At 57.3% G+C, this 25,221-nt stretch carries 21 protein-coding genes and 2 tRNA genes; 4 read left to right on the top strand and 19 right to left on the bottom strand.

Annotated features, from left to right (window positions below):
• Positions 1–328: 328 nt before the first annotated feature.
• The 8 genes from BMZ01_RS02150 to BMZ01_RS02120 form a co-directional block, all read right to left on the bottom strand.
• Entirely contained in the window at positions 329–958 is a 630-nt protein-coding gene (locus tag BMZ01_RS02150; RefSeq protein WP_092283963.1) for an ATP-dependent Clp protease proteolytic subunit, read from the bottom strand.
• 45 nt (positions 959–1,003) lie between these two features.
• On the bottom strand, positions 1,004–1,600 hold the full coding sequence (locus BMZ01_RS02145) for an ATP-dependent Clp protease proteolytic subunit (RefSeq protein ID WP_092283961.1): 597 nt from the start codon (positions 1,598–1,600) through the stop codon (positions 1,004–1,006).
• A 255-nt stretch (positions 1,601–1,855) separates the two neighbouring features.
• A complete protein-coding gene (gene tig, locus BMZ01_RS02140; protein WP_092283959.1) occupies positions 1,856–3,280 on the bottom strand; it encodes a trigger factor in 1,425 nt (474 codons plus the stop codon).
• Between the two features lie 100 nt (positions 3,281–3,380).
• Positions 3,381–3,454: transfer RNA gene (locus BMZ01_RS02135), tRNA-Pro, on the bottom strand.
• 392 nt (positions 3,455–3,846) lie between these two features.
• Positions 3,847–4,476 (bottom strand): restriction endonuclease, encoded by a 630-nt coding sequence (locus tag BMZ01_RS11295; protein WP_223845993.1) that lies wholly within the window; start codon positions 4,474–4,476, stop codon positions 3,847–3,849.
• Positions 4,418–4,786, bottom strand: a complete 369-nt coding sequence (locus BMZ01_RS11515) for a winged helix-turn-helix domain-containing protein (RefSeq protein ID WP_218140929.1) — start codon at positions 4,784–4,786, stop codon at positions 4,418–4,420. The genes BMZ01_RS11295 and BMZ01_RS11515 overlap by 59 nt, the downstream gene beginning before the upstream one ends.
• A gap of 479 nt (positions 4,787–5,265) precedes the next feature.
• Positions 5,266–5,337: transfer RNA gene (locus BMZ01_RS02125), tRNA-Gly, on the bottom strand.
• Positions 5,338–5,406: 69 nt separating this feature from the next.
• Positions 5,407–6,339, bottom strand: a complete 933-nt coding sequence (locus tag BMZ01_RS02120) for a hypothetical protein (protein ID WP_092283957.1) — start codon at positions 6,337–6,339, stop codon at positions 5,407–5,409.
• Positions 6,340–6,615: 276 nt separating this feature from the next.
• Here BMZ01_RS02120 and BMZ01_RS02115 point away from each other — a divergent pair, with 276 nt between their 5' ends.
• A complete protein-coding gene (locus BMZ01_RS02115; RefSeq protein WP_092283955.1) occupies positions 6,616–7,398 on the top strand; it encodes a hypothetical protein in 783 nt (260 codons plus the stop codon).
• 95 nt (positions 7,399–7,493) lie between these two features.
• Here the strand turns inward: BMZ01_RS02115 and BMZ01_RS02110 are convergent, their stop codons facing one another.
• Together BMZ01_RS02110 and BMZ01_RS02105 are read right to left on the bottom strand one after the other, a co-directional pair.
• Positions 7,494–7,970 carry a ribose-5-phosphate isomerase gene (locus tag BMZ01_RS02110; RefSeq protein WP_092283953.1) on the bottom strand — a complete coding sequence of 159 codons (477 nt, stop codon included), beginning with the start codon at positions 7,968–7,970 and terminating at the stop codon, positions 7,494–7,496.
• A 171-nt stretch (positions 7,971–8,141) separates the two neighbouring features.
• Positions 8,142–8,768 carry a DsbA family protein gene (locus BMZ01_RS02105; protein ID WP_092283951.1) on the bottom strand — a complete coding sequence of 209 codons (627 nt, stop codon included), beginning with the start codon at positions 8,766–8,768 and terminating at the stop codon, positions 8,142–8,144.
• Between the two features lie 198 nt (positions 8,769–8,966).
• Between BMZ01_RS02105 and pepN the strand changes: the two genes are divergently transcribed.
• A complete protein-coding gene (gene pepN, locus BMZ01_RS02100; RefSeq protein WP_092283949.1) occupies positions 8,967–11,573 on the top strand; it encodes an aminopeptidase N in 2,607 nt (868 codons plus the stop codon).
• A gap of 90 nt (positions 11,574–11,663) precedes the next feature.
• Here the strand turns inward: pepN and crtI are convergent, their stop codons facing one another.
• From crtI to BMZ01_RS02085, 3 genes are all read right to left on the bottom strand, one after another.
• Complete coding sequence (gene crtI / locus BMZ01_RS02095) at positions 11,664–13,541, bottom strand: phytoene desaturase family protein (RefSeq protein WP_092283947.1); 1,878 nt, start codon at positions 13,539–13,541, stop codon at positions 11,664–11,666.
• 14 nt (positions 13,542–13,555) lie between these two features.
• Entirely contained in the window at positions 13,556–14,362 is an 807-nt protein-coding gene (locus BMZ01_RS02090) for a phytoene/squalene synthase family protein (RefSeq protein WP_244887555.1), read from the bottom strand.
• A 214-nt stretch (positions 14,363–14,576) separates the two neighbouring features.
• Positions 14,577–15,719, bottom strand: coding sequence for an ROK family protein (locus BMZ01_RS02085; RefSeq protein ID WP_177180017.1), 1,143 nt, complete (start codon positions 15,717–15,719; stop codon positions 14,577–14,579).
• A 54-nt stretch (positions 15,720–15,773) separates the two neighbouring features.
• Between BMZ01_RS02085 and BMZ01_RS02080 the strand changes: the two genes are divergently transcribed.
• Together BMZ01_RS02080 and BMZ01_RS02075 are read left to right on the top strand one after the other, a co-directional pair.
• Positions 15,774–16,760 (top strand): mechanosensitive ion channel family protein, encoded by a 987-nt coding sequence (locus BMZ01_RS02080; protein WP_092283941.1) that lies wholly within the window; start codon positions 15,774–15,776, stop codon positions 16,758–16,760.
• A 98-nt stretch (positions 16,761–16,858) separates the two neighbouring features.
• Positions 16,859–17,236 carry a globin gene (locus BMZ01_RS02075; protein WP_092283939.1) on the top strand — a complete coding sequence of 126 codons (378 nt, stop codon included), beginning with the start codon at positions 16,859–16,861 and terminating at the stop codon, positions 17,234–17,236.
• Positions 17,237–17,261: 25 nt separating this feature from the next.
• Here BMZ01_RS02075 and BMZ01_RS02070 read toward each other — a convergent pair whose 3' ends face one another.
• The 6 genes from BMZ01_RS02070 to BMZ01_RS11285 form a co-directional block, all read right to left on the bottom strand.
• Positions 17,262–17,969: a DUF8185 domain-containing protein gene (locus BMZ01_RS02070; RefSeq protein WP_092283937.1), complete on the bottom strand. Its 708-nt coding sequence runs from the start codon at positions 17,967–17,969 to the stop codon at positions 17,262–17,264.
• Positions 17,956–18,435 (bottom strand): acyl-CoA thioesterase, encoded by a 480-nt coding sequence (locus BMZ01_RS02065; protein WP_092283935.1) that lies wholly within the window; start codon positions 18,433–18,435, stop codon positions 17,956–17,958. The genes BMZ01_RS02070 and BMZ01_RS02065 overlap by 14 nt, the downstream gene beginning before the upstream one ends.
• A gap of 285 nt (positions 18,436–18,720) precedes the next feature.
• Entirely contained in the window at positions 18,721–19,827 is a 1,107-nt protein-coding gene (gene ald / locus BMZ01_RS02060) for an alanine dehydrogenase (RefSeq protein WP_092283933.1), read from the bottom strand.
• A 392-nt stretch (positions 19,828–20,219) separates the two neighbouring features.
• Positions 20,220–21,890, bottom strand: a complete 1,671-nt coding sequence (gene ettA, locus BMZ01_RS02055; RefSeq protein ID WP_092283931.1) for an energy-dependent translational throttle protein EttA — start codon at positions 21,888–21,890, stop codon at positions 20,220–20,222.
• Positions 21,891–21,975: 85 nt separating this feature from the next.
• The gene (locus BMZ01_RS02050) at positions 21,976–22,596 is read right to left on the bottom strand and encodes a single-stranded DNA-binding protein (protein ID WP_092283929.1); all 621 of its coding nucleotides are present in this window, start codon (positions 22,594–22,596) and stop codon (positions 21,976–21,978) included.
• Positions 22,597–22,799: 203 nt separating this feature from the next.
• Complete coding sequence (locus BMZ01_RS11285; protein ID WP_223845992.1) at positions 22,800–25,076, bottom strand: cytochrome c oxidase assembly protein; 2,277 nt, start codon at positions 25,074–25,076, stop codon at positions 22,800–22,802.
• Positions 25,077–25,221: the final 145 nt, after the last annotated feature.

Here is a 25,221-nt window from a genome sequence, read left to right as displayed (position 1 = left end):
TTACAGTCGCCACAGTGGATAATTACTACCCTGCTTAGCATCCACCGCGGATATCGTCATCCCTGTCCGCGCCACGAATAATCCATTGGTTGGCATCATTTTTGCTTTCCTCGAGACCCTCCCCTTACGGTCCCCACGCCAGGCCACGGCATCCAAGCGGCCGGGGTCTGCCACGCCTGCTTCATTTCGAACGCGAGTAGCCCACCCCCTAGCCAGCCTCCCAAGCAGCACCCGCACAAACAAAAACAGCCCCCTTTAAAAAGGGAGCTGTTCATCAGGCTATCGCTTAGCCCTTGGGGGCTATGGCTTAGCCTTTGGGGGCTATGGTTTAGCCCTTGAGCTTGCGGTAATCAAAGACCTGGTCAATGATGCCGTATTCCACGGCTTCTTCAGCGGTTAGGATCTTATCGCGGTCAGTATCCTTGCGGACCTGCTCGGCGCTACGGCCGGTGTGGCGAGCAAGGGTTTCTTCCATCAACCGGCGCATACGCTCGATCTCCGCGGCCTGGATCTCCAAGTCAGAAACCTGGCCCTGGGTGCCCTGGGTGGCAGGCTGGTGGATCAGCACGCGAGCATTCGGCAAAGCAGCACGCTTACCGGGAGCACCGGCAGCCAGCAACACAGCTGCAGCAGAGGCAGCCTGGCCGAGGCACACGGTCTGTACATCCGGGCGGACGTATTGCATGGTGTCATAAATTGCCATCAGCGAGGTGAAAGAGCCGCCGGGGGAATTAATGTACATGGTGATATCGCGGTCCGGGTCAAGGCCTTCTAGGACCAGAAGCTGCGCCATCACGTCATTGGCGGAGGTGTCATCAACCTGGGTGCCCAGGAAGATAATGCGCTCTTCGAAGAGCTTGGCATAAGGGTTGGTTTCTTTGGTGCCATAGCTGGAGTGCTCAATAAAGGAAGGCAGCACGTAGCGGTTCGTCGGCATCTGGAATCCGGGGGTGTTCATCTTGTTATTCTCCTTGGCGATCGTCGTGGGACCTGTGGTGAAGGGTTAGTTGCTGATGTTCCCGCCCTCAGCGTGGCTAATAACGTGATCGACGATCCCGTAATCCTTAGCTTCTTGGGCGGTAAACCAACGATCGCGATCGGAGTCGGCGGTAATCTGCTCGAAGGTCTGGCCGGTGTGCTCAGCAATCAGCTCAGCCATTTCGCGCTTGGTCAAAGCGAACTGCTCTGCCTGAATGGCGATATCAGCAGCGGTACCACCAACACCGGCAGAAGGCTGGTGCATCATGATGCGCGCATGCGGCAGGGCGAAACGCTTGCCCTTGGTGCCGGCGGAAAGCAAGAACTGCCCCATCGAAGCAGCCAAGCCCATGCCGTAGGTGGCAATATCGCAAGGCGAGTACTTCATGGTGTCGTAGATTGCCATGCCAGCGGTGACAGAACCACCGGGGGAGTTGATATACAAGGAGATGTCGCGGGTGGGATCTTCTGCGGATAGCAGAAGGATCTGGGCGCAGAGCTTATTGGCGATATCATCGTCGACCTGCGAGCCCAGGAAGATAATGCGTTCCTTGAGGAGGCGTTCGTACACCGAATCGCCCAGGTTAAGGCCCGAGTTGCTGGTGTTCATCTGCTCAGTCATGATGTGCTGTTACTCCTTGATTTAAGAAAGGTGTCGCGAGGCGCGGCTAAAACCCGCGCGTGCGCATAGGCACTAGGGTACCCGCGTGCTCGGCGAGGTTAGGTGTCTGTTCGCTTAGAGCGTTCAAAACTCTAGGAAGGACCCGAACACAAGCCTTCGCGCTAGAAAAAGCAAATCCCCGGAGGGGTCCATGTGCTTGTTTAGCACACATACTCCTGCGGGGACTGCTTCTTTATTCTTAGAGCTTGGGGAAGATTAGTTCTCTTCCTTCTCCTCAGCCTTATCGGCATCGGCCTTGTCGGCATCAGCCTTATCAGCCTTGGCGTCGTCGATCTTCTTCTCAGCCTCAGCGATTTCATCTTCATCGCCGAAGTACTGCTTAGGATCAACGGCCTCGCCGTCTTCGTCCTTCACGCTCACCTGGCAGATAGCAACGGCCAGGGCCTTGCCGCGGCGAACATCAGCGAAGAGGTTGCCGATCTGGTTGGACTGCTGCAGCTGCTGGATGAACTGGTTCGGGTCCATGCCATAGGAGTCAGCGGTGAACAGGATGTGGTCGGTGAGCTCCTGCTGGGAGACCTCCGGGTTCTCCTTCTCCGCCAGGGCATCCAAGAAGAGCTGGGTGCGCACAGCTTCGGTAGCGTTCTCGCGAATATCCTTATCGAACTCTTCGCGGGTGGTGCCCTGAGCTTCAAGAATGCGGTTCAGCGCAGCCTCATCGTGGGCGAGCTGGCCCAGCAGCTGGTGCTTCTGAGCATCAACCTGCTCATCAACCACGGTCTCCGGCAGAGAGAACTCCACCTCAGACAGGGCCTTCTTCAGCACCTCATCGCGGATGGCAGCAGCCTGAGCAGACTTAGCTTCCTCTTCCAAGCGGGTGGTGATGTCTTCAATCAGCTCATCCGGCTCATCGAATTCAGAGGCCATCTGCACGAACTCTTCATCAAAGTCCGGCAGCTCAGCTTCCTTGGTCTGCTTCACCACAACAGTGATGGTGGCTTCCTGGTCCTTGTAGTCAGGGTGCTCCAGGGTGGCGGTGAATTCCTTCTCATCACCGGTCTTCAGGCCCAACAGAGCCTCATCCAGGCCCTCGATCAGGTCGCCAGAACCAACGTTGTAGGTCAGGCCTTCGGTCTTGGCTTCCTCAATCTCCTTGCCATCAATGGTGGCAGAAAGATCGATGGAGGCAACGTCGCCGTCCTTCAGCTCACGGTCGGTGTCCTTCAGTTCGCTGAAGCGAGCACGCAGCTTATCAACTTCGGCGTCAACCTTCTCGGAGTTAACCTCAGCCTTCGGCACGGTCACCTCGTAGGAGGAGAAGTCCGGAACCTCAATCTCGGGGCGAACATCTACTTCCGCTACGAACTCAACGAGCTTGCCATCATCAATCTTGGTGATGTCGATCTTCGGCTGACCAAGCACCGGAAGTTCATTTTCTTCGCATGCTGCCTGGTAGCGGCTCGGCAGCATATCGTTGACGACCTGCTCCAGGATCGGGCCACGACCGAAGCGGACATCGATGAGCTGACGGGGAGCCTTGCCACGGCGGAAGCCCGGGATGCTCACCTGCTGGGCGATGGCGGCGTATGCCTGGTCAACTTCCTTGTTGAGTTCCTCAAAGGGGACCTCAACAGTGAGCTTGACGCGGGTGTCGCTCAGCTTCTCGACGGAACTCTTCACGAGCCACTCTCCTGGGGATTCACATTGGTTATCGGTCTAAAAATTGTTCTGTCAGACCCCACGCACCTCAGTGTTATTGAGGTGCGTGAGGCCTTAACGGTCGGGGCGACAGGATTTGAACCTGCGACCCCCTGCTCCCAAAGCAGGTGCGCTACCAAGCTGCGCCACGCCCCGTTCCCTCAGGGATGAACCCGAGGAAAAGGTATACCACCATTGGTACGGTCGACAAGTTTAGCGTGCACTATGTACAGCTGTCTTCATCGGGCCCCTAAAAAACTTCAGGTGCGCGGTACCGCTTCATGCTAGAACAACCCTCAAATACGCGTTTTAGTTGGGGCCACTTAAGCCCAATTTATCGCCCCTACCACCGGCTTTCCTCCCCCGCTTCAGTGCAGACCCACGCTCCAAAAATTCCTCGGCCTCACACAAAATTTTGCTTTCCCCGAGACCGAAGCCTGAGCAGACTCTTAAGGCAACGCGCCCCACAGGGCTGGGGTGTGCCGCGCGAGGCTCTTTAAGGCGCGCGAGTAGCTCACCTTAAACCTCAGTTCAGCACCACCACAGGCCTAGGCTCTTTCTTCATCAAAGAAGTCATCATCGATCTCATAGAGCGTGAACTCCCTGGCCTTATACACCGCCACCCCATAGGCCAGCATCAAACTTGTCAGCTTGATGCCATCAATCAGCACGATCTTCCCATGTCGATACCCCGCCGCCGTGCGCTGCGCTGAAGGCAAGAAACTTGAGGTCGTAATAAACACGCCCAGGCTCGCCCCACGGGAATCCAAAGCTCCAATAAAGTTCCGGATCTCCGGATCCCCCACCTTATTGGTATCGGCATAGCGCTTCGCCTGGATATAAATATTCGTCAGTCCCAGCGCATCCTGGCGGATAACCCCATCAATCCCACCATCGCCGGAGCGGCCTACATGTTGTTTCTCCCCATGGGTACCGCCATAACCCATGGCCCACAGCAGCTCGATAACAGCCTTTTCAAAAAATTCTGGTGAAGATTCCTGCAAACGCTTCCGCAGATCTGTCTCTGTTTGCGCATTCAAGGTGCGCTCTCCTGCGGACATCGCCTCAATCGGATCCTCCTCATCCTCCACCAAGGAGTTCTCCAAGGTCTCAGGATCCTCAGCTTTGCGTGTGGTCACCTCTTCTCGATATGCCCGCCACGCAGGCCATTCCAGCATGGCCTTCTCGGAATAACTCTCCAACCTCCCGAGCATCCACTACCCGACCATTCTCAGTAATTTTGTAATGAGCCCGCTTCGGCCGCTCCAATAATCCCCCAAAGGCCAACGCAGAACACGCCCACCTAATCCGGTGAGAGTACCGATGCTCCCCAGAGCTCACTCGCTCTTCTAGGACCTCCGGTGCTAACTTCATTTGATCCGCTACCGCCCGATAAATTTCCCGCAGCGGTCGAGCCTTGCCATCAGCGAGCACCCGCAAAACCACTGGCCGAAACTCATCACTGGTCGGGGTGTTATCGCTACCCATCAGGTCCCTCATCCTTGGCATCCACAAATACTTTTCCTCCCTGATCCTACGTGCCGCAACAAGAAATCGAGGGTGCTCTGCTTCCTTAAGAACCGTTCACTCAGTAGGAAGTGCTTAAACCCACGCAAGGTCCTTGAAGGACGTGAGTAGGTCAAAAGAGACCCGGATGCGCCCAGCGCCTGGTTAGTTTCTTGCCCAGTGCTAAAAATTTTTTCGGAATCGTTGACTTCCTACACAGAACCAGTAATCTGAAGCCAATCGTTCAGCCCGCTTCGACCCATCATTCGGAGACGGGCTGGATTTCTTTCTCAGGCGCAGGTGCATTGAACACAACACCCCAAGCGACCCCTGGAATAACAATGAAACGTGGCACCCACCGCAGTGACGTCTGCCGAAGCACACTTTCGACCACTTAACCCGGATCCTCTCCCCCACCAATGCAAAATCACCCCCGCCTTAGTCGGCGGAGGTGATCAGAGAGGGAACGACGGGAATCGAACCCGCGTCTTCAGCTTGGAAGGCTGAGGTATTAGCCACTATACGACGTTCCCATCGCGTTCCTAGTGCGCGTTGAGGATCATAGCACGCACGCTAGGCAACGCGGAAAATTCTAGGTGTTTTTAGTGGATAGAAGGTTCCTTACCTTCGGGGAACCAATAATCATCCAGCAACCACAGACCATCTTGGGTACCGATCATGGCTACCTTCACCTCAAATGGCGGCAGCTCTTCTCCATCGTTGATTCCTCCCCTCACCAGCGGTTCCACACGCCAGTGATACACCATCACATCATTGGCGATGCGGTAGGAATCCAGCAGTTCACGCTGTGCGAAGATACTGGCGCGGGGCTGGTTTTGAAGCTCAAGGAACTTATCGGTGTGCGCCGGTCCATCTGCTGGCCACCAGGGCTTAAACCCTTCTTGTAGCAGTGGCTTGCTCAGTTCCTCGGGGTTGAGCTGATTGAAGCGCGATTCAAAGTCTTCGTCCGAAGGCGAGATATCAAACATCTTCGACACGTGATATTCCGAGATGCTCTCCGGCCAACCAGAGCGATAATCTAACGGAATCACGTGAGCAACCTTCTGCTCCACCCAAGGCGTGGTGGGAACCGGGGTGGGTGGGAGTTCTTGGTGACGGACACGATCTGGTGGGGTGAGCCGGTTGTGTTCCTTATTAAGCCCACCGGCGGGCGCATCCGGACTGCGGGTTAAGGCCGGATCATCCTTATCTTCTTTACCTCGGTCCTTGTTCTTATCCTCTTTATCCTTCGACTCTTCTTCTTCGGTGGGTGTCACCGTTTCAATGACGGTGGCCGCCGCCGTTTCTTCATCACCGGGCTGAGCGCTAGCTGATTGGCTACTTGTGCTCTGGGCACTGATGTTGGAGGAGTCTTTGAAGTAGACCGTGTAGATTACCCCCGCAGCAACAAGCGCCACTACTACCGCCAGGGCACTGATCATTGGCCAGGGGGATTTCTTTGGTGGCGGGGCAACCTGGAAGGGGTCATCATAGGGCTCATTTGGGCCTTGATACCCACCGGGGTTGTAGGTCATCTGCTTACCTCGTGTTTTCCAAGAATTTGTGGATTTTTTAGCGCGGGCTGCGGGTGCTTTGTGGCGTTTATATGCCGGGGTTTAGGTTGGCTTAAGCCCTGGTGAAAGGACTTATTGCGGCCTGTAATTCTACCTGCTGAGCAGCGGAAATACTTTTCCAGGGGTGATTGGGTACACACCGGGGTGGGAACTCTCTTAAGGGCAGCGTCGTTTGAAAAAGTAGAGATAACTCTTATTGCCCCAACAATCACTCTGAAGAGAGCGGTGTGTGAACTCATGTCCATTGTCCTGCTGCTAGTACTCCTGGCTATTGGTGGCGCGATGTATGCCAGTCGCAATAACAATCGCCAACAACAACAGATGCAGGAATCCAGCTTGGATGATGCGCGCGCCGATGCTCGCCGCTGGATTGAGCGCCTTGGCTCCCAGGTGCTGACCATTTCGGGCACCGATGCGGCGAGCACGCAGGCAATGGCGGACGCTTCAGAGCGTTTTACTGCCGCGAACTCGCAGATCTCTCAGGCCACCACCGTGGCGCAGGCAAAAATGGCACGCGAATCCGCGCTTGAGGGCCTGCACTATGTGAATGCTGCCCGCGAGATCATGGGGCTTCCGGCTGGCCCAGAGCTTCCGCTTCTAGAAGGCCAACGCCGTGCCGGTGCGGTGACCGAAACCCGCACTATTAACCATGAGGGCCAGACCATTACTGCTTCCCCGCATGCTTCGGAGGAAACCCCGAACTACTACCCCGGTGGCATGGTGGCTGGACGCCCAGTACCCGCTGGTTGGTATTCGCGCCCCTGGTGGGCTGATGCCTTGCATTCTGGCATGTGGACCATGGGTTCGGTCATGTTGTTCTCTTCGCTATTTAGCGGCATGTCCGGGGTGAACTACTCTGCCCAAGCCTTTGAAAATGGTTATGGCGATGGCTATGCCGATGGTTTAGCTGCTGCTGAGAATGACTTCGATGCAGATGGTTTCGATGGCGATGGCTTTGATGGTGGTTTTGATGATGCCGGGGGCGGACTTTTCGATGGCGGCTTCGACTTCGACTTTTAGAGCCTTCACCGGACTAAGACCCTTCGGGGAATGAGTGAGAAAACGCCCCGCATCTTCTGTAGCAGAAGGTGCGGGGCGTTTGTGCGTAGAAAAAACTATTCGTTTTCCGGAAGTGCCGGGGCGATGCCGGTCTTCTCATACTCGGAAAGAATATCGATACGACGCTGGTGGCGTTCCTCCTCGGACCATTCCTGATCCAAGAAAGCATCGACGATCTTCAAGACCTCTTCGATGCTGTGCTGGCGGCCACCAATGCCGATCAGTTGAGCATTATTGTGCTCGCGGGCAAGGCGGGCGGTGGCTTCATTCCAGGCCAGTGCACAACGAGCGCCCTTGACCTTATTGGCGGCGATCTGTTCGCCATTGCCGGATCCACCCAGCACGATGCCTAAGGAACCGGGATCATTCACGGTCCTGAGGGCAGCTTCAATGCAATAGGCCGGGTAGTCATCGGTGGCCACATAGGTGTGGGCACCGCAGTCGATAGCCTCCACACCCTTTTCTTTTAAGTGTTCAATGATGGCCGCTTTCGTTTCGAAACCGGCATGGTCAGCTCCTAGGTAAACGCGCATGGGTTTCAGTCTAGCGAGTTGAACCCCAACGCTCCCATGACAGGCACGCTTGCCCACCCCAGTGGGCAGACTGCATGAGGTCTCTATTTTGCACACTCCAGTGGGCAAGTCGGCATAAGGCAAAAAGAAACCCCGCGTGGCAGGTGCACGCGGGGGCGAAAGCTCGCGACCTTAAAGCTGTGGGCCTTCGGTGCGCGAACGCTTGATCTCGAAGAAGTAGGGGAATTGCGCGATGCGGGCAGCGGCATCGAAGATCTCGCCGGCTTCCTCACCCTTAGGAAGGCGGGTGATCACAGGCCCGAAGAAAGCATGCTCGCCGAACTTAATCACCGGGGTGCCAACCTCATCGCCGACTTCATCCATGGCGGTTTGGTGGAAGGCGCGCAGTTCCTTATCCCAGCTATCGCCCTTAGCAACCTCCGCATAGGAGGCATCCAACCCCACCTCCTCCAGGGCTGCGGGGATGGCTTCGGCGACCTTATCGGCACGCGGGCGATCATCACCATTGTGGATGCGCGAACCCATGGCGGTATACAGTGCATCGACCTTTTCTGGTTCCTTGGTGGCCACCGCAGCGAAGATGCGGGCCGGGCCCCAGGCCATCTTCATCTCGGCCTTGTAGTCATCCGAGAGGTGATCGCGGCCCTCATTGAGCACACCAAGCGACATGGGAACCCAGTTGACCTTAATGTCGCGGACTTTTTCAACTTCCTTGATCCAACGGGAGGTCATCCAACAAAAGGGGCAGGCGGCATCGAACCAGAAGGTAATGTCTTGGGTTTTATTCGGGGTGGTCATTGTTTTCGCAAATCTTCTTTCTATATCAACTAGGTGCGGCACGCCGCACACCCCGCGCCGAAGAGTCAACAATTCTTGCCGACCGTGGGGAACACCCGATCTCGGGGGAAGCTCAAAAAGCGCGGGGGTAAGCCAGGGGGTACGTGCGCTGGCGTGCGCACATGGCAGCCAAGGATAGTGCGGGGTTAGTTTGAGTGCATGACTTCAACGAACTTAACCCGTACAGAGGCGCAGGCACGCTCGGAAATGCTGAGCGTGCAACATTACCAGGTAGACCTGGATTTTAGCAGCTCAACGGAGGTTTTCCCGAGTAAAACCACCGTTCAGTTCACCGTGAAAACCCCGGGCAGCACTTTTATTGATTTACGTGCCGAAAAGGTGCATCAGGTGCTACTGGATGGTCAGGACATCACTCCGGAGAACTACCGCGAAGAAGAAGGCATTGTGCTGCCGGAGCTGAGCGTCGGGGAGCATGAGCTTTTTGTGGATGCGCAGTGCGTGTACTCGCACACCGGGGAGGGTCTGCACCGCTTTGTCGATCCCGCGGATGGGCGGGTGTATTTGTACACCCAATTTGAGACCGCGGATGCCAAACGTGCCTTTGCGTGTTTCGATCAGCCGGATTTGAAAGCCACCTATGACCTGGTCTTCCGCACCCCAGCAAGTGAGGAAGAATGGGTGGTGATCTCCAATGCGCCAGTACGCGTGGACGCTGTCGAAGGGGAAACGAAGGCGCACCATGTGCACATCCCCACCCCGCTATCGACCTACCTGATTGCGGTCTGCGCCGGACCTTATCAAGGTGTGCAGGACACCTGGCGCGGTGAGCTCACGCACCACCCGGAAACCCCCGCGGATCAACCCACCGCCTTGGAGGTGCCCCTGGGGATTTATTGCCGGCGTTCCCTTTTTGAGTACCTCGATGCCGAGCGCCTTTTCCGCGAAACCAAGCAGGGCTTTGATTTTTATCACCAACACTTCGGCATGGCCTACCCCTTCGGCAAATACGACCAGATCTTTGTGCCGGAGTTCAACGCCGGGGCCATGGAAAACGCGGGCTGCGTGACCATCACCGATGAATATATTTTCCGCTCTCAGGCCACGCACTACCGCTATGAACGCCGCGCCGATACGGTGCTGCATGAATTGGCACACATGTGGTTCGGGGATTTAGTGACCATGGCCTGGTGGGATGATCTATGGCTTAATGAGTCCTTCGCCACCTGGTCCGCCGCACTTTCGCAGGCGGAAGCCACCGAATATGACACCGCCTGGGTGACCTTCAACAATGTGGAAAAGGCCATGGCCTACCACGAGGATCAACTGCCCACCACGCACCCAGTACTTGCTGATGCCAGCGATATTGAAACGGTGGAGCAAAACTTCGATGGCATCACTTATGCCAAGGGCGCCAGTGTGCTCAAACAACTCCAGGCCTATGTGGGCCTGGATGCCTTCCTCGCCGGCGTGCGCCGGCATTTCGCCGCACATGCCTGGTCCACCGCCACCTTCGATGACCTGTTGGGAGCTTTGGCGGAAGCCTCGGGGCAGGACCTTTCGCAGTGGTCCACGCAGTGGTTGAAGACCACCGGGGTGTCCACCCTGCGGGCGCACACCGAGGTGGATGAGGCGGGGAATTATTCCACCTTTGTGGTGGAGCAAGACTCCCCCACCTTGCGCACGCACCGCATCACCATTGGGTTGTATAAGAAGGTGGATTCCGGGGCGGTGGTGTGCACCCGCCGCTTCGGCATTGATATCCACGGCGCCCGCACTGAAGTGCCGGAGTTTATCGGGGTGGCCGCAGCGGATCTGGTGCTCCTCAATGATGAGGACTTAAGCTACGCGCTGCTGGATCTGCGCGCGGAGGAATATGACTTCCTACTGGCGAACATGGATCGCCTGCGTGATCCCATGGCGCGCGCCCTGATGTGGGGTGCTGCCTGGGAAGCCACCCGTGATGGTCGCCTGCCGGCGCATAAATTCTTAATGCTGGTGGCTAAGGGCATTGGGAAGGAAACGGAGCTGGCGGTGGTTGAGCGCGTGCTCTTCCAAGCCAACCAGGCGCTACGCCGCTTTACGGATCCGCAGTGCGCGGCAGGCAAGGTGCTGCTCAACAAGGTGCTGCGCGAGGGTGCTGCTGATGAGAACCCAGAGCGCGCCATTATTTTCCTCCAAGAACTCGCGCGCTGCCCGCTCACGGGGGATTCCACCACGTACCTGCGGGAGCTGCTGGATTCTGGCAGCTTGGATCGCGATAACACCTGGAAGGTGCTCACCGCTTTAAGTGCCCACGGGGCACTGCCCGAAGGCGCGCTTGAGGCTCAGGAGGCGGCAGACCATTCCGATGCTGGGCATCGCAGTGCCCTGCGCACCCGCGCAGCCGCTAATACTGCTGCGGCTAAGCAGCACTATTGGCAGCTGCTCACCGACCCCACGCATACGCTGACCAACCTGGAGGTGCGCCAACTGCTCATCGGTTTTAATGCCCCCGGTGATGGCGTTGCGGAGCTTCTTAGCGCATTCACGGATGACTATTTCACCCAGGCACCGCGCATCTGGGCTGCTAATAGTGATGCCGTAGGGCGCGCCACCTTGGAGGGCCTCTACCCCATGTGGGCGATCGATGAACACACCATCACCCTGGCGAACGAGCTCCTTAAGGATGCTGACACCCCGGAGGGGCTGAAGCGCATTATTGCCGAGCGCACCGATGACCTCGCCCGCGCGCTGCGGGTGCGCGAAGTAGATGAGGCTTTTATTGCCGAGCAGGGTGCTGAGCTTATGTGTGACGTGGAGGCTTAGCAGGTTTTTGCTTTACTCCGAGATCACAGGCCCCGCCCGGGAAGCTATTCGGGCGGGGTTTGTGGGTGCTGCGGGCTATGCCGCGCCTGGTTAGTTTTCTTCCCGAGTAGGGGTTTCTGTGCGCGGTTGCGCTGGGCCTTGTTGTTTTGGTCCTTGACCGCCCTGACGTTTTAAGCCCCGGCGGACCGCGCGCTGCGCAGCACGCCTCAAGAAACGCTTCACATTCGGCTTATCGGTCTTGGGATCCTCCTGGGTGGCGAACTCCTGGATGCGTTGCTTGGCATCTTCAGCGGCCTTCGCCAGCTGTTCTTTAACTTCCCCATCTTTAGCACGCTGATAAGCATCGCTAGCTTGAGCAAACCTGGCCGAAGCGCTTTCGGAAATACTTTGTGCCAACTGCTGCGCATTGGGGCGCACATCCGCAGCAATCTGCTTAAACCCACGCTGGAAAGCCGGGTGCGGCTCGGGTTTTTCCAAGAACTGGTGCACCCTTTCACGCGCTAATTCCGCGGAAATTAAACACATCGGCACACCCACACCAGGGATGGTGGTGGCCCCGGCATAGTACAAACCGGCTACCTTCTTCGAGGCATTCTTCGCCCGCATAAAAGCCGATTGCCTCAAGGTATGAGCCGGGCCAAGTGCCCCACCGCACCAGGCATGGAATTGCTCCGCATAGTCTGTGGGGCCCAACACCTTGCGGGTCACAATATCGAGGCTGATACCCAGGCGCTTTTCCACGGCGCTGATGGTGGCATCCACGATCTCTTCTACCTTCGGCGAGCACTGCTCATGGTGCACATCGCCATGCCCGATGCTGGCATCGGCCACCGTGGGGATGAGGATAAAAAGATTCTCATGGCCTTCAGGTGCAGCCTGCGGATCAGTTTCAGAGATCTTGGAAATATAGATCGAGGAGGAATACCCCGGTTGAAGGCCATCGAAGCAGGCATCGAAATCCTGGGTCCACTCCTCACTAAAGATCAGAGTGTGGTGCGCAAGCTCCGGGATCTTTCCTTTCACCCCTGCCATCACCACCACAGCCCCAATCCCAGGGTCGCGGCGGGAAAAATATTGTTCCGGGTAGGTGCGCAGCTTCTTCGGTAAAAGTGAATTCTCGCAGTGGTGTAGGTCTGCACAGGACACCACCACATCAGCATCGAAATGCTGAGTGTTTTTGCCGAACCCGGCGCGCACCCCGCTCACCACATTGAAGCTATCGACCTCAATGGCGCTTACCGGGGTGTTGGTAAGGATCGTGGCGCCGTGGTCTTCAGCCAGGTGCTGTAAGGATTGCACGAAAGCCCAGAACCCACCCATGGGGTATTTCACGCCCTCGGTGAGATCCGTGTGGCTCATCAATTGATAAAGCGCCGGGGTGTTTTTAGGCCTGGTGGAAAGAAATACTGCTGGGTACGCCAGGATTTGGCGCAGCCGCTGGTCTTTCACCGTGGAGCTGACCAGCTTCCATAGGTTCCCGGCCAGAAGCCTCCCTAAAAGCACGGCGTGACCAAGCACATCGAAGTGCAAGAAGGGCCTTGGGCTGGTGTAGCTGGTGTAAAGGAAGCGGCGCAACGCTAGCTGATAGATCTTCGCGGAGCGCGAAAGATAGCGCTTGAGTTTCTTCCCGGCCCCTTTTTCCAAGCTCTCGAAAAGCAGCGGCACCTCACCGGTACGAATATCTAAGGGTTCGTGATCCCCGGAGTAGACGCGGTAGCCGCCTAGGTCCACGAGCTTCAGTTCTTCTTCCACGCTGGTACCCATGGCTTGGTAGAAATGCTCGAAAGCCTCGGGCATGAGGTACCAGCTGGGTCCGGTATCGAAGCGAAAACCGGCGTCTTCAATGAACCCGGCGCGGCCACCTACCTGCGGGTTCTTTTCTAGGACGGTGACCTCGTGGCCATCTCGGGCAAGGAGGCCGGCGGTAGCAAGTCCGCTAATACCGGCACCGATAATGACCACTTTCATGCTTGGTTCTCCCTTTAACGTCGAGGCGATAGCTCTTGGACCACAATCAATATTTTTTGTAGGTTCGGGACCCGCACCCGGGTAGTGGTACCCGGGTCTTCTACCAGTTTGTCTAAAATTTCGGCGAAAAGGGCGCAGGCCACCCCCACGCCACGCCGCGGTGCCGGCGGCAAAAGCGGCATGGCAGCTCGTGCGCGATCGAGTTCCCCGCGGATGCTGTGGATTAATTCGCGGCGCCCTTCAGCATCTAGCCCGGGGTAATAGTCGCGGCCTAAGCGTTGGCGATCCGCGGCCATATCGCGCAAGAAGTTGATCTTTTGGAAAGCAGAACCGAGGGCCACTGCCCCGGCTTCCAATTCGGCGCGCTCGGCTTCAGTACGGGTTTCATTACGTAGGAAAATATCGAGGCACAATAATCCGATGACTTCCGCGGAGCCATGGATATAGTCCTGTAATTCCTTCGCGTTATAGCTTTGGTGGTGCAGGTCGGCCCGCATGGCGGCGAAGAAGTCCTTGAGGTGTTCTTCCTTAAAACCGCATTCGCGGGCGGTGTGCCCATAGGCGTGCAAGATGGGGTCGGTATGAAAATTTTTCTTCGGTGCCGCGAGCACCTGGCGTTCATACTCATCCAAGGTGGCGGCGATTTCTTCGTGGCTTAGCCCAGCGTCTTGGCCGGCACCGTCAACGATTTCATCGGCGATGCGCACCACCGCGTAGAGGTGTTGGATGTCTTTGCGGGTGCGTGAATCCAGCAGTCTCGTGGCTAGGGAGAAGCTGGTGGAGTAGTTGTTGATGACCTTGGCGCTAGCGGCGCTGGCCATGGTGGAAAAAATTTTTAAGGAAGGCATAGATCGCGATCTAGACAAAGTGCGGGTTGAGTCAGAAAGGGAAGAAGAGGGGGTGTCAGGGTAAGCGGGCTAGGTTTTTAGGGTGTTACCTCTTTTATAGCCGCTTGAGTTGGGCGCAACGCACAGAGCCCCTATGGGGCGTAGAGGTCCATGTCGGGTCCAGAGCCCCATGTGGAGCAAATCCTCTTTAGAGCACTGACTTGCAGACTTCGGCCACTTCCCCAGGCCCAGCCCACAGATTCGCTAAGGCCGCGCGGTGCGCTAATTCCTCTGCACCCAGGTGCGGTCCACCTTCCCCCAAGGCTGAGCAGCACATTTCAATATCCGGTAAGAGCAGTACATCGAGGAGCATGTCGAAAAGCCTGGGGTTGAGCGCATCCGCCAAGGGCCCGGTAAGAATCAACAAGGCCGGATCCACAGTCACACACACATTGGCAATGGCTTCAGCCAGGATGCGTAATAACCCATAGGCCACCGGGCTATTGCTACATAGCGCCTCTTTTAAGGCCACCGGATCAAGCAGCCCGGTATCTGGGCGTTGTGGGGTGGCCAGGCGATTAAGCCGCTGCATTAAGGTCTGGCCGGTATTGCGGGTAAACCCTAATTCCCCGGCCATCCCCGAACTGCCGCGATGTAAATGCCCATTAAGAATCAACGCGACATCCACGCGGTGGCCCACGTGCACCAAGAGTGCATCATCAATACCAGCTGCTTGGCCGTGGTGTTGTTCCGCAATTGCGGCCCAATTCACGTTGTGATCCACCAGGATGGGGATGTCCCCGGGGAAAAGAGCATGAAGTTCATCAGTTGCTTGGGTGCGTTCAGTAAGCGATACCGCAGCCCCTAAGCACGGGGTGGTGACGGTTTCTCGATAGACCTCTAAAAGCGCGTGGATGGATTCGCGGCGGGACGCTGCCGGTGATGCAGGTTCAGCAGAATCTTCCTGCTCATCAGTGGTGGTATCCGGTTGGTCCTGTGGGGTATTGGGTTGAAGTGGCTCGACCAGGTTGAAGAGGTTATGCCCACTTAAACTCCAACAACTTAAGCGCATCTGTTCAGCTTCGATGCTTAAAGCACAGGAATGCCCGGCATCCGGGTTGATCTCATAGCCAATAGCTGCTGGACCGCGGTTGGTGGATACGGTGCCGGCTTCACGGATGAGTTGTCTTTCTAACAGCCGGTTCACCGCTTCGGTTGCGGTGGGCCGTGAAATCCCGATGGCGGAAGCAGTTGCCGAGCGTGAACTGGAACCGTGCCTTAAGAGGTGCTCGAAGAAAGCACGGTCCGTTAAAGAGGCGGTGCGTTTATTGCCATCGGCGATAGAGGCCATGAGGGCCATCTTAGGCAGCCCTGTATTCCAAGCCCTAGTTATGATGGGCGACCTATGGCTATTACATATCTTTTAGCAAGCAATCAGACGCTCTTACCGGACTCCATGGTCGCTCGTGAATGGCTGGTGGATAAACCCATTGCCATTGGCATCACCTTGGTGGTTGCCTTCCTCGTGCACTGGATTTTGGTGCGGCTGATTAATAAATTCGCCCGTCACCACCTGAACTTGAAGAAGAAGGTCACCGAGCTGCCCATCATTGGTGGAGTGGTGCGCACCGAGGCACAAAAGATTGAAGATGATGCGCGCGCCAAAGCTATGGCGGATTCCAGGGAGCAACGCCGCCAATCCCGCATCACTACCTTGGCAGCGGTCAGTAAGTCCGCGGTTGCCATCATTGTGTGGGTGTGGGCTGGGTTGGCGATTCTTTCTGCCCTGGGGGTTAATGTCACCCCGATTATTGCCTCAGCCGGTGTGGTTGGTGTGGCCATCGGTTTTGGTGCCCAAAGCCTGGTGAAGGATTTCCTCTCCGGCATCTTCATGCTCTTAGAAGACCAATATGGGGTCGGCGACACCATCGACGTAGGCAATGGGATTGTTGGTGACGTCGAAGAAGTCACATTGAGGCTTACTACCCTGCGCGATATCGATGGCGCTATTTGGTACGTGCGCAATGGTGAGATCGAAAGGGTCGGCAACCTCTCTGCGGATTACTCCATTGCCCGGGTCCAGATCCCAGTTGGGCTGGCCAATGATCCTGAAAAGGTCACCGAAGTTATCCGCACTGCCGCAACTAACGTGTGTGCAGATAAGAACTTCTCTCCGGCGATTATGGGTGAGCCGGTGCTTAATGGGGTCACCGAATTCCATCCAGATTATCAGTCCTACCGCGTCTCGGTACGCACCCTGCCTGGCCAACAATGGGCCTTGCAGCGTGAGCTTTATGCCCGCATCTTAAAGGCCATGAATGATGCCGGGATTGCTACCCCCTACCCGCATGGAATTGGGATTAGCCAGCACAGCGCCGGGGCTGAAAACTAACTGTCTTTTCCTTCCCCCGGGGCGCGTGGCGCTGCACGCCCGCCGTATCCTTAAGCACAACACGCTTATTGTCGCCGATAGATCACGAGGCCCAAGTTATGGACAGCATGTATGACGCCATTGGTGGCGAAGAAACCTTCCGCAAAATGGTGCACGGTTTTTATCAACGCGTCCGCAATGACGACATCATCGGCCCCATGTACCCGCATGACGATTGGGAAGGTGCCGAAGATCGCCTGCGCTGGTTCCTCGCCCAATACTGGGGTGGGCCCCAAACCTTCAATGAGCAACGCGGCCACCCGGCGTTAAGGATGCGGCATGCGCAGTTCCCTGTTGATGGTGCTGCCGCGCAGCGCTGGTTGGATTTGATGAGCGAATCTTTAGACGAGCTTGAAGATCTTGATCCGGCGCATCGCGAAGCCATTTGGATGCATATGGAGCGCGTCGCCTATATGCTCATCAACCGCTACCAATAATCCCCGCGCTCGGTACCCGCAGCCCCTAGAGGCTGAGTAGCGGCAGCCCCTCATTGCGGTAAACACTGCCAAAAGGTGCATCAATGCGCACCCACCTACCGGCCACAGATACCCTCAACGTGCGCGGAATCGACGCCGGTAGCTTCGCCCCTAAAGGCGGAATGAAAGATAGCGCAGCGCAAGCAAAAATACTGCGCATGGGGATGGCACAATCCTTCGTGCCATCCACAGAGGTCACATGGATAACCTCTTGGTCCAACAAACTAGCCGGTGGTCCTAAAGGCCCAGAAAACTGTCGTGCCAAGGCGCGGCCTTCATCAGCTAAACGCAAAGCATCCGCAGCAGGGATTTCATCAAGTAGTTGGAAAGCCGAAAGCGGCGGTAAGGCCCCTGGCCAGGCGCCATCATGAGAGTGGAAACTCAGCTCACAGGCATCCACCGCAGTGCCCTCAGGCGCAGCGCCGCCAGCACCTTCAGCTTCTTCTGCTTTGAGCCCTTCGATGAGTTCCATAATCGGAATCACCACCCCATCGCGGGACACTGTGCCACGCACCCGGCGAGCCACCGTCACACCAAACGGGGTGGTGAAGAAAACATCGCAGGATCCATTGCCCAGATCCGCTACCCGTGCCAGGGCGGCGGAGTTAAGGTGCTGGACTCTTAAGGCAACCGCCATCAGGCCATGAGCACCCTGGGTGATACGGAAAGTATCGGGAATCCTATTCGTCGTCATCTAAAGGTTCCTGACTGAAATCTGGGCTAACGGAATCATCCGCGTTATGAGTGCCCACACTAGTCAAGACTTTCAGTTCATGCGGCTCAATCTCCCGCGGACGCGAGGTTGCCACGTCCACTGCTACCTGCACGCACTCCACTACCGCGCATACGCGGCCCTCGCGGTCGCGTAGTTCCTGGCGGGTAGTAAAGGAGGTGGTGCCGATCTCTACGACCTGCGTGCTCACCTGGATTTGTTCGGTGTCCGGTAGCAGCGGGCGTAGGTAGTCAATGTCTAGGTGGCGGACGAATACCGCGGGGATCTCATGCCCATGGGTGCCGAATTCACGTTGCGCGAATTGCAGGCGCGCTTCCTGGGCGATCTCCACATAGTAGGCGTTATGAAGGTGACCATAGCGGTCGAAATCCGACCAGCGCACCGGAATGAAAGTGGTATGCAAAGCCTGATGTGTGTTCCCAGTCATAGGAAGTCAGTGTACCCGTGTCCGCAAAGCTGTCGACATAAGTAGCTTCCTAAAGGAAATCATCGCAGCTAGCCGCACACTTTAGCCGCCTTCCCCCACACACCCCGGGTGCTCAAAAAATTTTTATCCCCAACGAACCGTCGCCCTACGAACCAATAAAGCACAAAGCACCCCACGGGCAGCTGCACGCAACCACACCATTGGGGTGCTCAGAAACTTCGCTTAGGAATCACTCATGCGCACAGGCGCCTCGAGCGCCGGAGCACACACACCTAAGCCACGCACTTAGCTATGCGCTTCAGCCAACTCCGGGAAAGCCTCCCGCACCGGCTTGGACACCAGCTTCCCGCTTTGGGTCATAATGCCATCCACCAGGCCCGGGAAACGCTCGCAGGCTTCTTCTACCCCACCAGCGGCAATGGCACGCACATAAGGCAGCGTCGCGGAAGCCAGGGCACGGGTAGAGGTATTCGCCACCGCACCGGGCATATTCGGCACGCAGTAGAACAAGGTGTCATACACCTTAAACACGGGTTCCTTATGCGAGGTTTTGCGCGAATTCTCGAAGCAACCGCCCTGGTCAATAGCCACATCGACCAGCACAGCACCCTTCTTCATCTTCGCGACTAAAGATTCCGGCACCAGCTTCGGCGCCTTCGCACCAGCCACCAACACCGCACCAATCACCAGGTCAGCGTTGATCAGCTCACTTTCAATGGTGGAAGGATCCGACAAGATGGTGCGCACATTGCCCTTATACAGGTCGTCATAACGCTGCAGCACCGTCGGATCCAGATCCATCACGGTAACCTCAGCACGCAGACCCTGCGCCATGGCCACAGCCGAAGCCCCCACCTGGCCACCGCCTAAGACCACCACGCGTGCTGGTGCAGTGCCTGGCACACCTGCCAACAACACGCCACGGCCACCCTGCGGGCTCATCAAGTGGTGCGCGCCTTCTTGCACAGCCAAACGCCCAGCCACCTGACTCATCGGCGTCAATAGCGGCAACCCCGGCCCCTTGGGATCAGTGACCGTCTCATAAGCCAAGGCTGTAGTCCCCGACTTCAACAACGCTTCGGTCAGGTCTTCTGAGGCCGCCAGGTGCAAATAAGTAAAGAGCAGCAGATCTTCACGCAGGTACCCATATTCCTCCGGCAGCGGTTCCTTCACCTTCAGGATCATCTCCGCCTGCGACCACACATCCTCGGCTTTCTCCACCAAGGTGGCGCCCACGTCGGCATATTCCTGGTCGCTAAAAGAAGAAGAAACACCCGCGCCTTTTTCCACCAACACCTCATGGCCGTCACCGACCAACGTTGAGGCTCCATTGGGGCTAAGCGCAACGCGATCCTCGCTATCCATAACTTCCTTCGGGATACCAATGCGCATAAGTACCTGCACCTCTTTCTCAGTTTCTGTGGTCCTTGAGCAGCTTCAGTCGCCTCGCAACCTCAGCACAGCACCAACGAAGGCACCCAACACCCCAGTGTGTCAGCTCAACCACACTCATGACAGTGATTTTAAACATACCTCCCTCAACATAGGGGAATATGCCACAATTAGCTACCTAAATGACCGGACTTTCAGGGGCCAATAGATAAGGCGCTTTTCCGAGCCCCACGCTCCCCCACACCCGGCGCGCCCCGCACAGGTTTCCATGGGGTAAAGGCATGCCGCGCCACGATTTTTTTGGCGCGAGTAGACACCCCACACACCTTGGCGGAAAAGAAAACTCCCCACCAGTAAAACCAACTGGCGGGGAGTAGGCGCTAAAGAATGTTTTAGCGGCTCAGCTTGCGGTGGGTCACACGCGAGGGGCGGGCTGCTTCCGCACCAAGGCGTTCCACCTTGTTCTTTTCGTACTGCTCGAAGTTGCCTTCGAACCAGAACCACTGGCCTTCTTCCACATTGCCTTCCCAGGCGAGGATGTGGGTACAGGTGCGGTCGAGGAACCAGCGGTCGTGGGAGATGACCACAGCACAACCCGGGAATTGCTGCAAAGCATTTTCCAGGGAGCCGAGGGTTTCCACATCAAGGTCGTTGGTGGGCTCATCGAGCAGGATCAGGTTGCCACCCTGCTTGAGGGTAAGCGCTAGGTTCAGGCGGTTACGCTCACCACCGGAGAGCACCTTGGCGGGTTTTTGCTGGTCAGCACCCTTAAAGCCGAAGGCGGAAAGGTAGGCGCGAGAGGGCATCTCGTTTTGGCCAACGTGGATATAGTCCAGGCCATCGGAGACAACTTCCCAGACGGTCTTTTCCGGATCAATATTTTCGCGGCCCTGGTCCACATAGGACAGCTGCACGGTGTCACCAACGGTGACGGTGCCGGAATCTGGTTCTTCGAGACCAACGATGGTCTTAAAGAGCGTGGACTTACCCACACCATTAGGGCCGATCACACCGACGATGCCGTTGCGCGGGAGGGTGAAGGAGAGATCCTTAATGAGGATGCGGCCATCGAAGCCCTTGCAGAGGTTATCGACTTCCACAACCTTATTGCCCAGCCGTGGCGGGGTGGGGATCTGGATTTCTTCGAAGTCTAGCTTCTTGTACTTCTCTGCCTCAGCAGCCATTTCTTCGTAGCGCTGCAAACGGGCCTTGTTCTTGGCCTGGCGGGCCTTGGCACCGGAACGCACCCAGGCGAGTTCATCCTTGAGGCGTTTTTGGAGCTTGGCGTCCTTCTTGCCGGCGACTTCCAAACGTTCGGCTTTCTTCTCCAGGTAGGTGGAGTAGTTGCCTTCGTAGGGGTAGAGCTTGCCGCGGTCGACTTCGCAGATCCAGCCGGCTACGTGGTCGAGGAAGTAACGGTCGTGGGTAACGGCTAGGACGGCACCCTTGTAGTCCTTGAGGTGCTTTTCCAACCAGAGCACGGATTCGGCATCCAGGTGGTTGGTGGGCTCGTCAAGCAGGAGCAGGTCCGGTTCGGAAAGCAGCAGCTTGGCTAGGGCCACGCGGCGGCGTTCACCACCGGAGAGGTGGGTGACGGGTTCATCGCCGGGCGGGCAGCGCAGCGCTTCGAGTGCCTGCTCGATCTTGGAGTCGACTTCCCAGGCATCAGCGTGGTCAAGCTCTTCTTGGAGCTTGCCCATTTCTTCCATGAGTTCGTCGGTGTAGTTGGTGGCCATCTCTTCGGCGATGGCTTCATAGCGTTGCTTCTTTTCGAAGATCTCGCCGAGGCCTTCTTCGACGTTCTCGCGAACGGTCTTTTCCTCGTTCAGCGGCGGTTCCTGCAGCAGGATGCCGACGGTGGCACCGGGATCTAAGAAGGCCTCACCATTGGAGGGTTGGTCCAGGCCAGCCATGATCTTGAGGATCGAGGACTTACCTGCGCCATTGGGGCCAACCACGCCGATCTTGGCGCCCGGGTAGAAGGCCATGGTGACATTGTCCAAAATGACCTTATCGCCGATGGCCTTGCGTACGTTCTTCATCGTGTAGATGAATTCGCCCATTATTCCCCTTGGTTTCTTGTGTTTTCTACTTGAGTCACTAGGTAGGCTACCTTAGCAGCGCTCAATCAAGGGGGAATACCGCCTTTTAGAAGGCTGGCACGGGGTTTGCTGCGATGCTGACGGTGATATCTTCCGCCGGCTCTGGCTCCTGTTCTTCTGTTCCCGGGGTGGGTTCTTCTGGGGTTTCGAGGGCGCGTGGTGGTTTCTTATCCTCTTCTTCTAAGAATTCTTGGGCGCGTGGATCATGTGCGGAGAGCACTTCGCGGCCCACGATGACCTCATCGAAGCGATCCGGGTTATAGGGGTTGCCATAAGGCGTTGGGATCTTTGGTTCCCCGGGGCTGTGATAGTAGGAGGCCTTGGCGGCACTGACGAGATGGCGGTTGAGCATGAAGCCCACGGAGTGCGCTTTGAGGATGATTTTTTGTTGGCGTTCGCCATTGTCATCAATCCATTCGGTGGTGACCAGGGTGCCGGTGACATGCACAGGGTCGCCTTTATGAAGTGAGAGCTTCACATTGGCGGCTAGTTGGTTCCAGCATTCGACATCCACGAAGAGGTTATCGACTTGGCGCCATTCATTGTCTTCGCGGAAGGTGCGGTTGCTGGCGACCCGGAAGCGGGCGATTTCGGCTTCGCGGTTGACTCTGCGCAAGGTGGGGTCATTGGTGAGGTTGCCGGTGATGGTGATGGGTAGCTGTCGCATGATGTGTGCGAGTTCCTTTCCGTAGTTCAGTTGGTCTTCAGCTCGAAGGCTGGCATAGCTGGCTGGAAAGAAGAAGGCCCTATGCGGGCTACTCGGGTGGACTGTGGATAGGTGTGGCAAGCAGGAGTATTTATCCACAGAAAGAAAAGAAACCCGCCTGCGGGAGGCGGGTCTCGGGGGAAGCTCTGCTAGGGGTGGGAGGGTTAGTTTTGCGGGTACTCGCCGGCGTTCATTTGGGCAAGCATGCGGTTATAGGCTTCCATCTCATCATCAACATCGCCTTGGGCGGCGACTTGTTCATCGTGTTTGCGTTCCTTGACGCGGTCTTCACTGAGCCACTGGCGGAAGAGCGTGCCGAAGACCACCACCAGCGGGAAGGAACCAGAAGCCCAGGCGATACCGCCGCCAACCTTTTGGTCATGCAGGAGGTCGATGGCCCAGGGAAGGCCCAGGGTGGAGTAGAAATCTTCGGCGAGCACGGTGTTGAGCTGCATGAGGTAGACGCCGAAGTAGAGGTGGAAGGGCATGGAGAACACCAGCCAGGCCAGGCGGGAGACCGCGGAACGGCGATCTGGGGTGGGGTCCGGGCCGATCATTTCCCAGTAGTACATGTAGCCGGAGATGAGGAAGGCGAAGTTCATGCCCAGGTGGCCGGCGTGCTCGGAGACCAGCACCGAGTAGAAGGGGGTGAGGTAGAGCAGGTAGTAGATGACTAGGAACTGCACCGTGTTAAAGCCCGGGTGCATGATGAAACGCAGGGTGGGGGAATCAAGCCCGGCTTGGATCCATTCGCGAAGGCCTGGTTGGCCGGGTTTGCCGGCGGGAACGGCGGCGAGCATGAGGTTAATCGGTGTGCCGAGCACCCAGAACACGGGGATGACCATGGATAAGATCATGTGGTTGACCATGTGCATGGAGAAGGTCGCGGGCATATTCAGCCCGATTCCGGAGCACACGGTGATCACGAGGGTGACACATCCGAGCATCCACCAGATGGTGCGGCTAATGGGCCAGCTTTTGCCGGTGCGGCGGCGTAGTTGGATGACCCAGTAGAGGTAGGCCGCAGCCATGGCGATGCCGATGGAGCCAAACATGATGTCGAAGCGCCACATGGTCCACACGTTGTAGATATTGGGCTCAACATAGAGGTCATAGCCTAAAACCAGGGCCATTTGGGAGAGGTTGGGATCCCGTGGTGGTGGCGGTGGGGTGCGCCCCATGGAAATGGCGATGCCGGTGATAATCGCCATCATGAAGACCTCTACGATGGCGACGCGCAGGAAGAGTTTGGGTTCTTTTTCTAGCCGCGGGATGGTGAGTTGGCGGTGGATGAAGCCCATGAAGGCAAGGAGCACTACGCCGACGGCTTTGGCGGTGATGATCAGGCCATAGCCGGTGGTGAGCCAGTCTTCCCATTCGATGCGGATGGCGGCGTTCACCAGGCCGGATACCGTCATGACGATGACGGCGACAAGGGCGATGGCGGAGTAGCGTTGCACGCCTTTGGCGAGATCGGGGCCTAGGCGGCGGCCGTGGGCGATCAGCGCCATAAGGCCACCTACCCAGAGCACCATGAAGATGAGGTGCCAGAGGTAGGAGTTGGTGCCATAGTCGTGATCACCACCAGCGGCGGAGTGGCCTTCCATGCCCAGGGGCACGATCATCAAGATGGAGCCTAGAAGGCACAGCGGTTGGGAGCCCCAGCGGTTGGTGGCAAGGGCAAGTAGGCCGGTAACCCCGGCGATAATGCCCACCCAGAACCAGGCTAAAGAGGTGGAGACTTGGCTAACGGCAGTGCCCCAATAGGCGGGTTGGAGGGTTTCAAAAAACGGGGTGCCGGAGACATCGGATAAGGCCAGTGGCACCATGATGAAACCGACGAGGGCGAAACCCAAGGTGGCATACGCGCCGGTGCGTGAGGCGATATGCCCATCGGCGCTTAAGTAGGCGCGGCGGAGGCCGATTTGGTCATGCCGGGTGACGGGGTTTTCTACCTGCACTGCCCCGCCGGCGCGGGCGAGGGCTTCCTCGGATTCGGGGTCGAGAGGGGTTTGTTGGTCGGTGGGGTCGGGCTGTGCTGGTTGGGTGGCCTCTGCGGCCTTCGGGTCTAGTCTCGGGGAGATCAGGAAACTCGAGGTCAAGAAGCTACCCACTGCCAAAGCGGCCAACATCCAGCCGACGGCGCGCAGGAAAGGCAAGCCCGCGGTAGTTAGGTGACCGGGGTCCGGGATACCCAGGGCTGCGAGGGATTCGGTGAGGAATCCCCACGCGATGGTGGTGCCGACTAGGCCGGCAACCACAAAGAAAGCTAGGTAGAGCGGCCAGGTGGGACGTACCTTAGATACGCCTCGAGCCCGCCGGGGCGTCCCGGGAGAAGGTGTGCTTCCCGGCGCTGTTGGGGACGCTTCGGGGGACCCGGTTGGGGGCTGATCCTTTGGCACACTAAGGGGCTCCGCTTGACGATCCTGCTGACTAGCCATAGGGCCAAGGGTATATGCCAGCTCACAAGAACTCTCCTTCCGTACCCTCATGAAGCCCCTGAGCTGCATAAAACTGGGCGTATTCAGTGCGGCGGCGGGCTTAAGCTAGAATCTCCACGGAATCGCACGCAACATGTTGCGGGCG

Origin of the sequence: Corynebacterium spheniscorum (genome assembly GCF_900113445.1) — a bacterium.
In the GTDB taxonomy this organism is placed as follows: domain Bacteria; phylum Actinomycetota; class Actinomycetes; order Mycobacteriales; family Mycobacteriaceae; genus Corynebacterium; species Corynebacterium spheniscorum.
Note: the sequence above shows the minus strand (reverse complement) of the source record. Positions and strands in the feature narration are given on the sequence as shown.

Bases quoted from the DNA above. Each gene is read 5' to 3' on its own strand.
- crtI (WP_092283947.1), bottom strand. From the start codon at position 13,541: ATGAAAGTGGTCATTATCGGTGCCGGTATTAGCGGACTTGCTACCGCC.
- BMZ01_RS11295 (WP_223845993.1), bottom strand. From the start codon at position 4,476: ATGCTGGAATGGCCTGCGTGGCGGGCATATCGAGAAGAGGTGACCACA.
- BMZ01_RS02075 (WP_092283939.1), top strand. From the start codon at position 16,859: ATGGACAGCATGTATGACGCCATTGGTGGCGAAGAAACCTTCCGCAAA.
- BMZ01_RS02050 (WP_092283929.1), bottom strand. From the start codon at position 22,596: ATGCGACAGCTACCCATCACCATCACCGGCAACCTCACCAATGACCCC.
- pepN (WP_092283949.1), top strand. From the start codon at position 8,967: ATGACTTCAACGAACTTAACCCGTACAGAGGCGCAGGCACGCTCGGAA.
- BMZ01_RS02150 (WP_092283963.1), bottom strand. From the start codon at position 958: ATGAACACCCCCGGATTCCAGATGCCGACGAACCGCTACGTGCTGCCT.
- ettA (WP_092283931.1), bottom strand. From the start codon at position 21,890: ATGGGCGAATTCATCTACACGATGAAGAACGTACGCAAGGCCATCGGC.
- BMZ01_RS02090 (WP_244887555.1), bottom strand. From the start codon at position 14,362: ATGGCCAGCGCCGCTAGCGCCAAGGTCATCAACAACTACTCCACCAGC.
- BMZ01_RS02120 (WP_092283957.1), bottom strand. From the start codon at position 6,339: ATGACCTACAACCCCGGTGGGTATCAAGGCCCAAATGAGCCCTATGAT.
- BMZ01_RS02080 (WP_092283941.1), top strand. From the start codon at position 15,774: ATGGCTATTACATATCTTTTAGCAAGCAATCAGACGCTCTTACCGGAC.
- BMZ01_RS02145 (WP_092283961.1), bottom strand. From the start codon at position 1,600: ATGACTGAGCAGATGAACACCAGCAACTCGGGCCTTAACCTGGGCGAT.
- ald (WP_092283933.1), bottom strand. From the start codon at position 19,827: ATGCGCATTGGTATCCCGAAGGAAGTTATGGATAGCGAGGATCGCGTT.
- BMZ01_RS02105 (WP_092283951.1), bottom strand. From the start codon at position 8,768: ATGACCACCCCGAATAAAACCCAAGACATTACCTTCTGGTTCGATGCC.
- BMZ01_RS11285 (WP_223845992.1), bottom strand. From the start codon at position 25,076: ATGGCTAGTCAGCAGGATCGTCAAGCGGAGCCCCTTAGTGTGCCAAAG.
- BMZ01_RS02085 (WP_177180017.1), bottom strand. From the start codon at position 15,719: ATGGCCTCTATCGCCGATGGCAATAAACGCACCGCCTCTTTAACGGAC.
- BMZ01_RS02115 (WP_092283955.1), top strand. From the start codon at position 6,616: ATGTCCATTGTCCTGCTGCTAGTACTCCTGGCTATTGGTGGCGCGATG.
- BMZ01_RS02065 (WP_092283935.1), bottom strand. From the start codon at position 18,435: ATGACTGGGAACACACATCAGGCTTTGCATACCACTTTCATTCCGGTG.
- BMZ01_RS02070 (WP_092283937.1), bottom strand. From the start codon at position 17,969: ATGACGACGAATAGGATTCCCGATACTTTCCGTATCACCCAGGGTGCT.
- BMZ01_RS11515 (WP_218140929.1), bottom strand. From the start codon at position 4,786: ATGGGTAGCGATAACACCCCGACCAGTGATGAGTTTCGGCCAGTGGTT.
- BMZ01_RS02110 (WP_092283953.1), bottom strand. From the start codon at position 7,970: ATGCGCGTTTACCTAGGAGCTGACCATGCCGGTTTCGAAACGAAAGCG.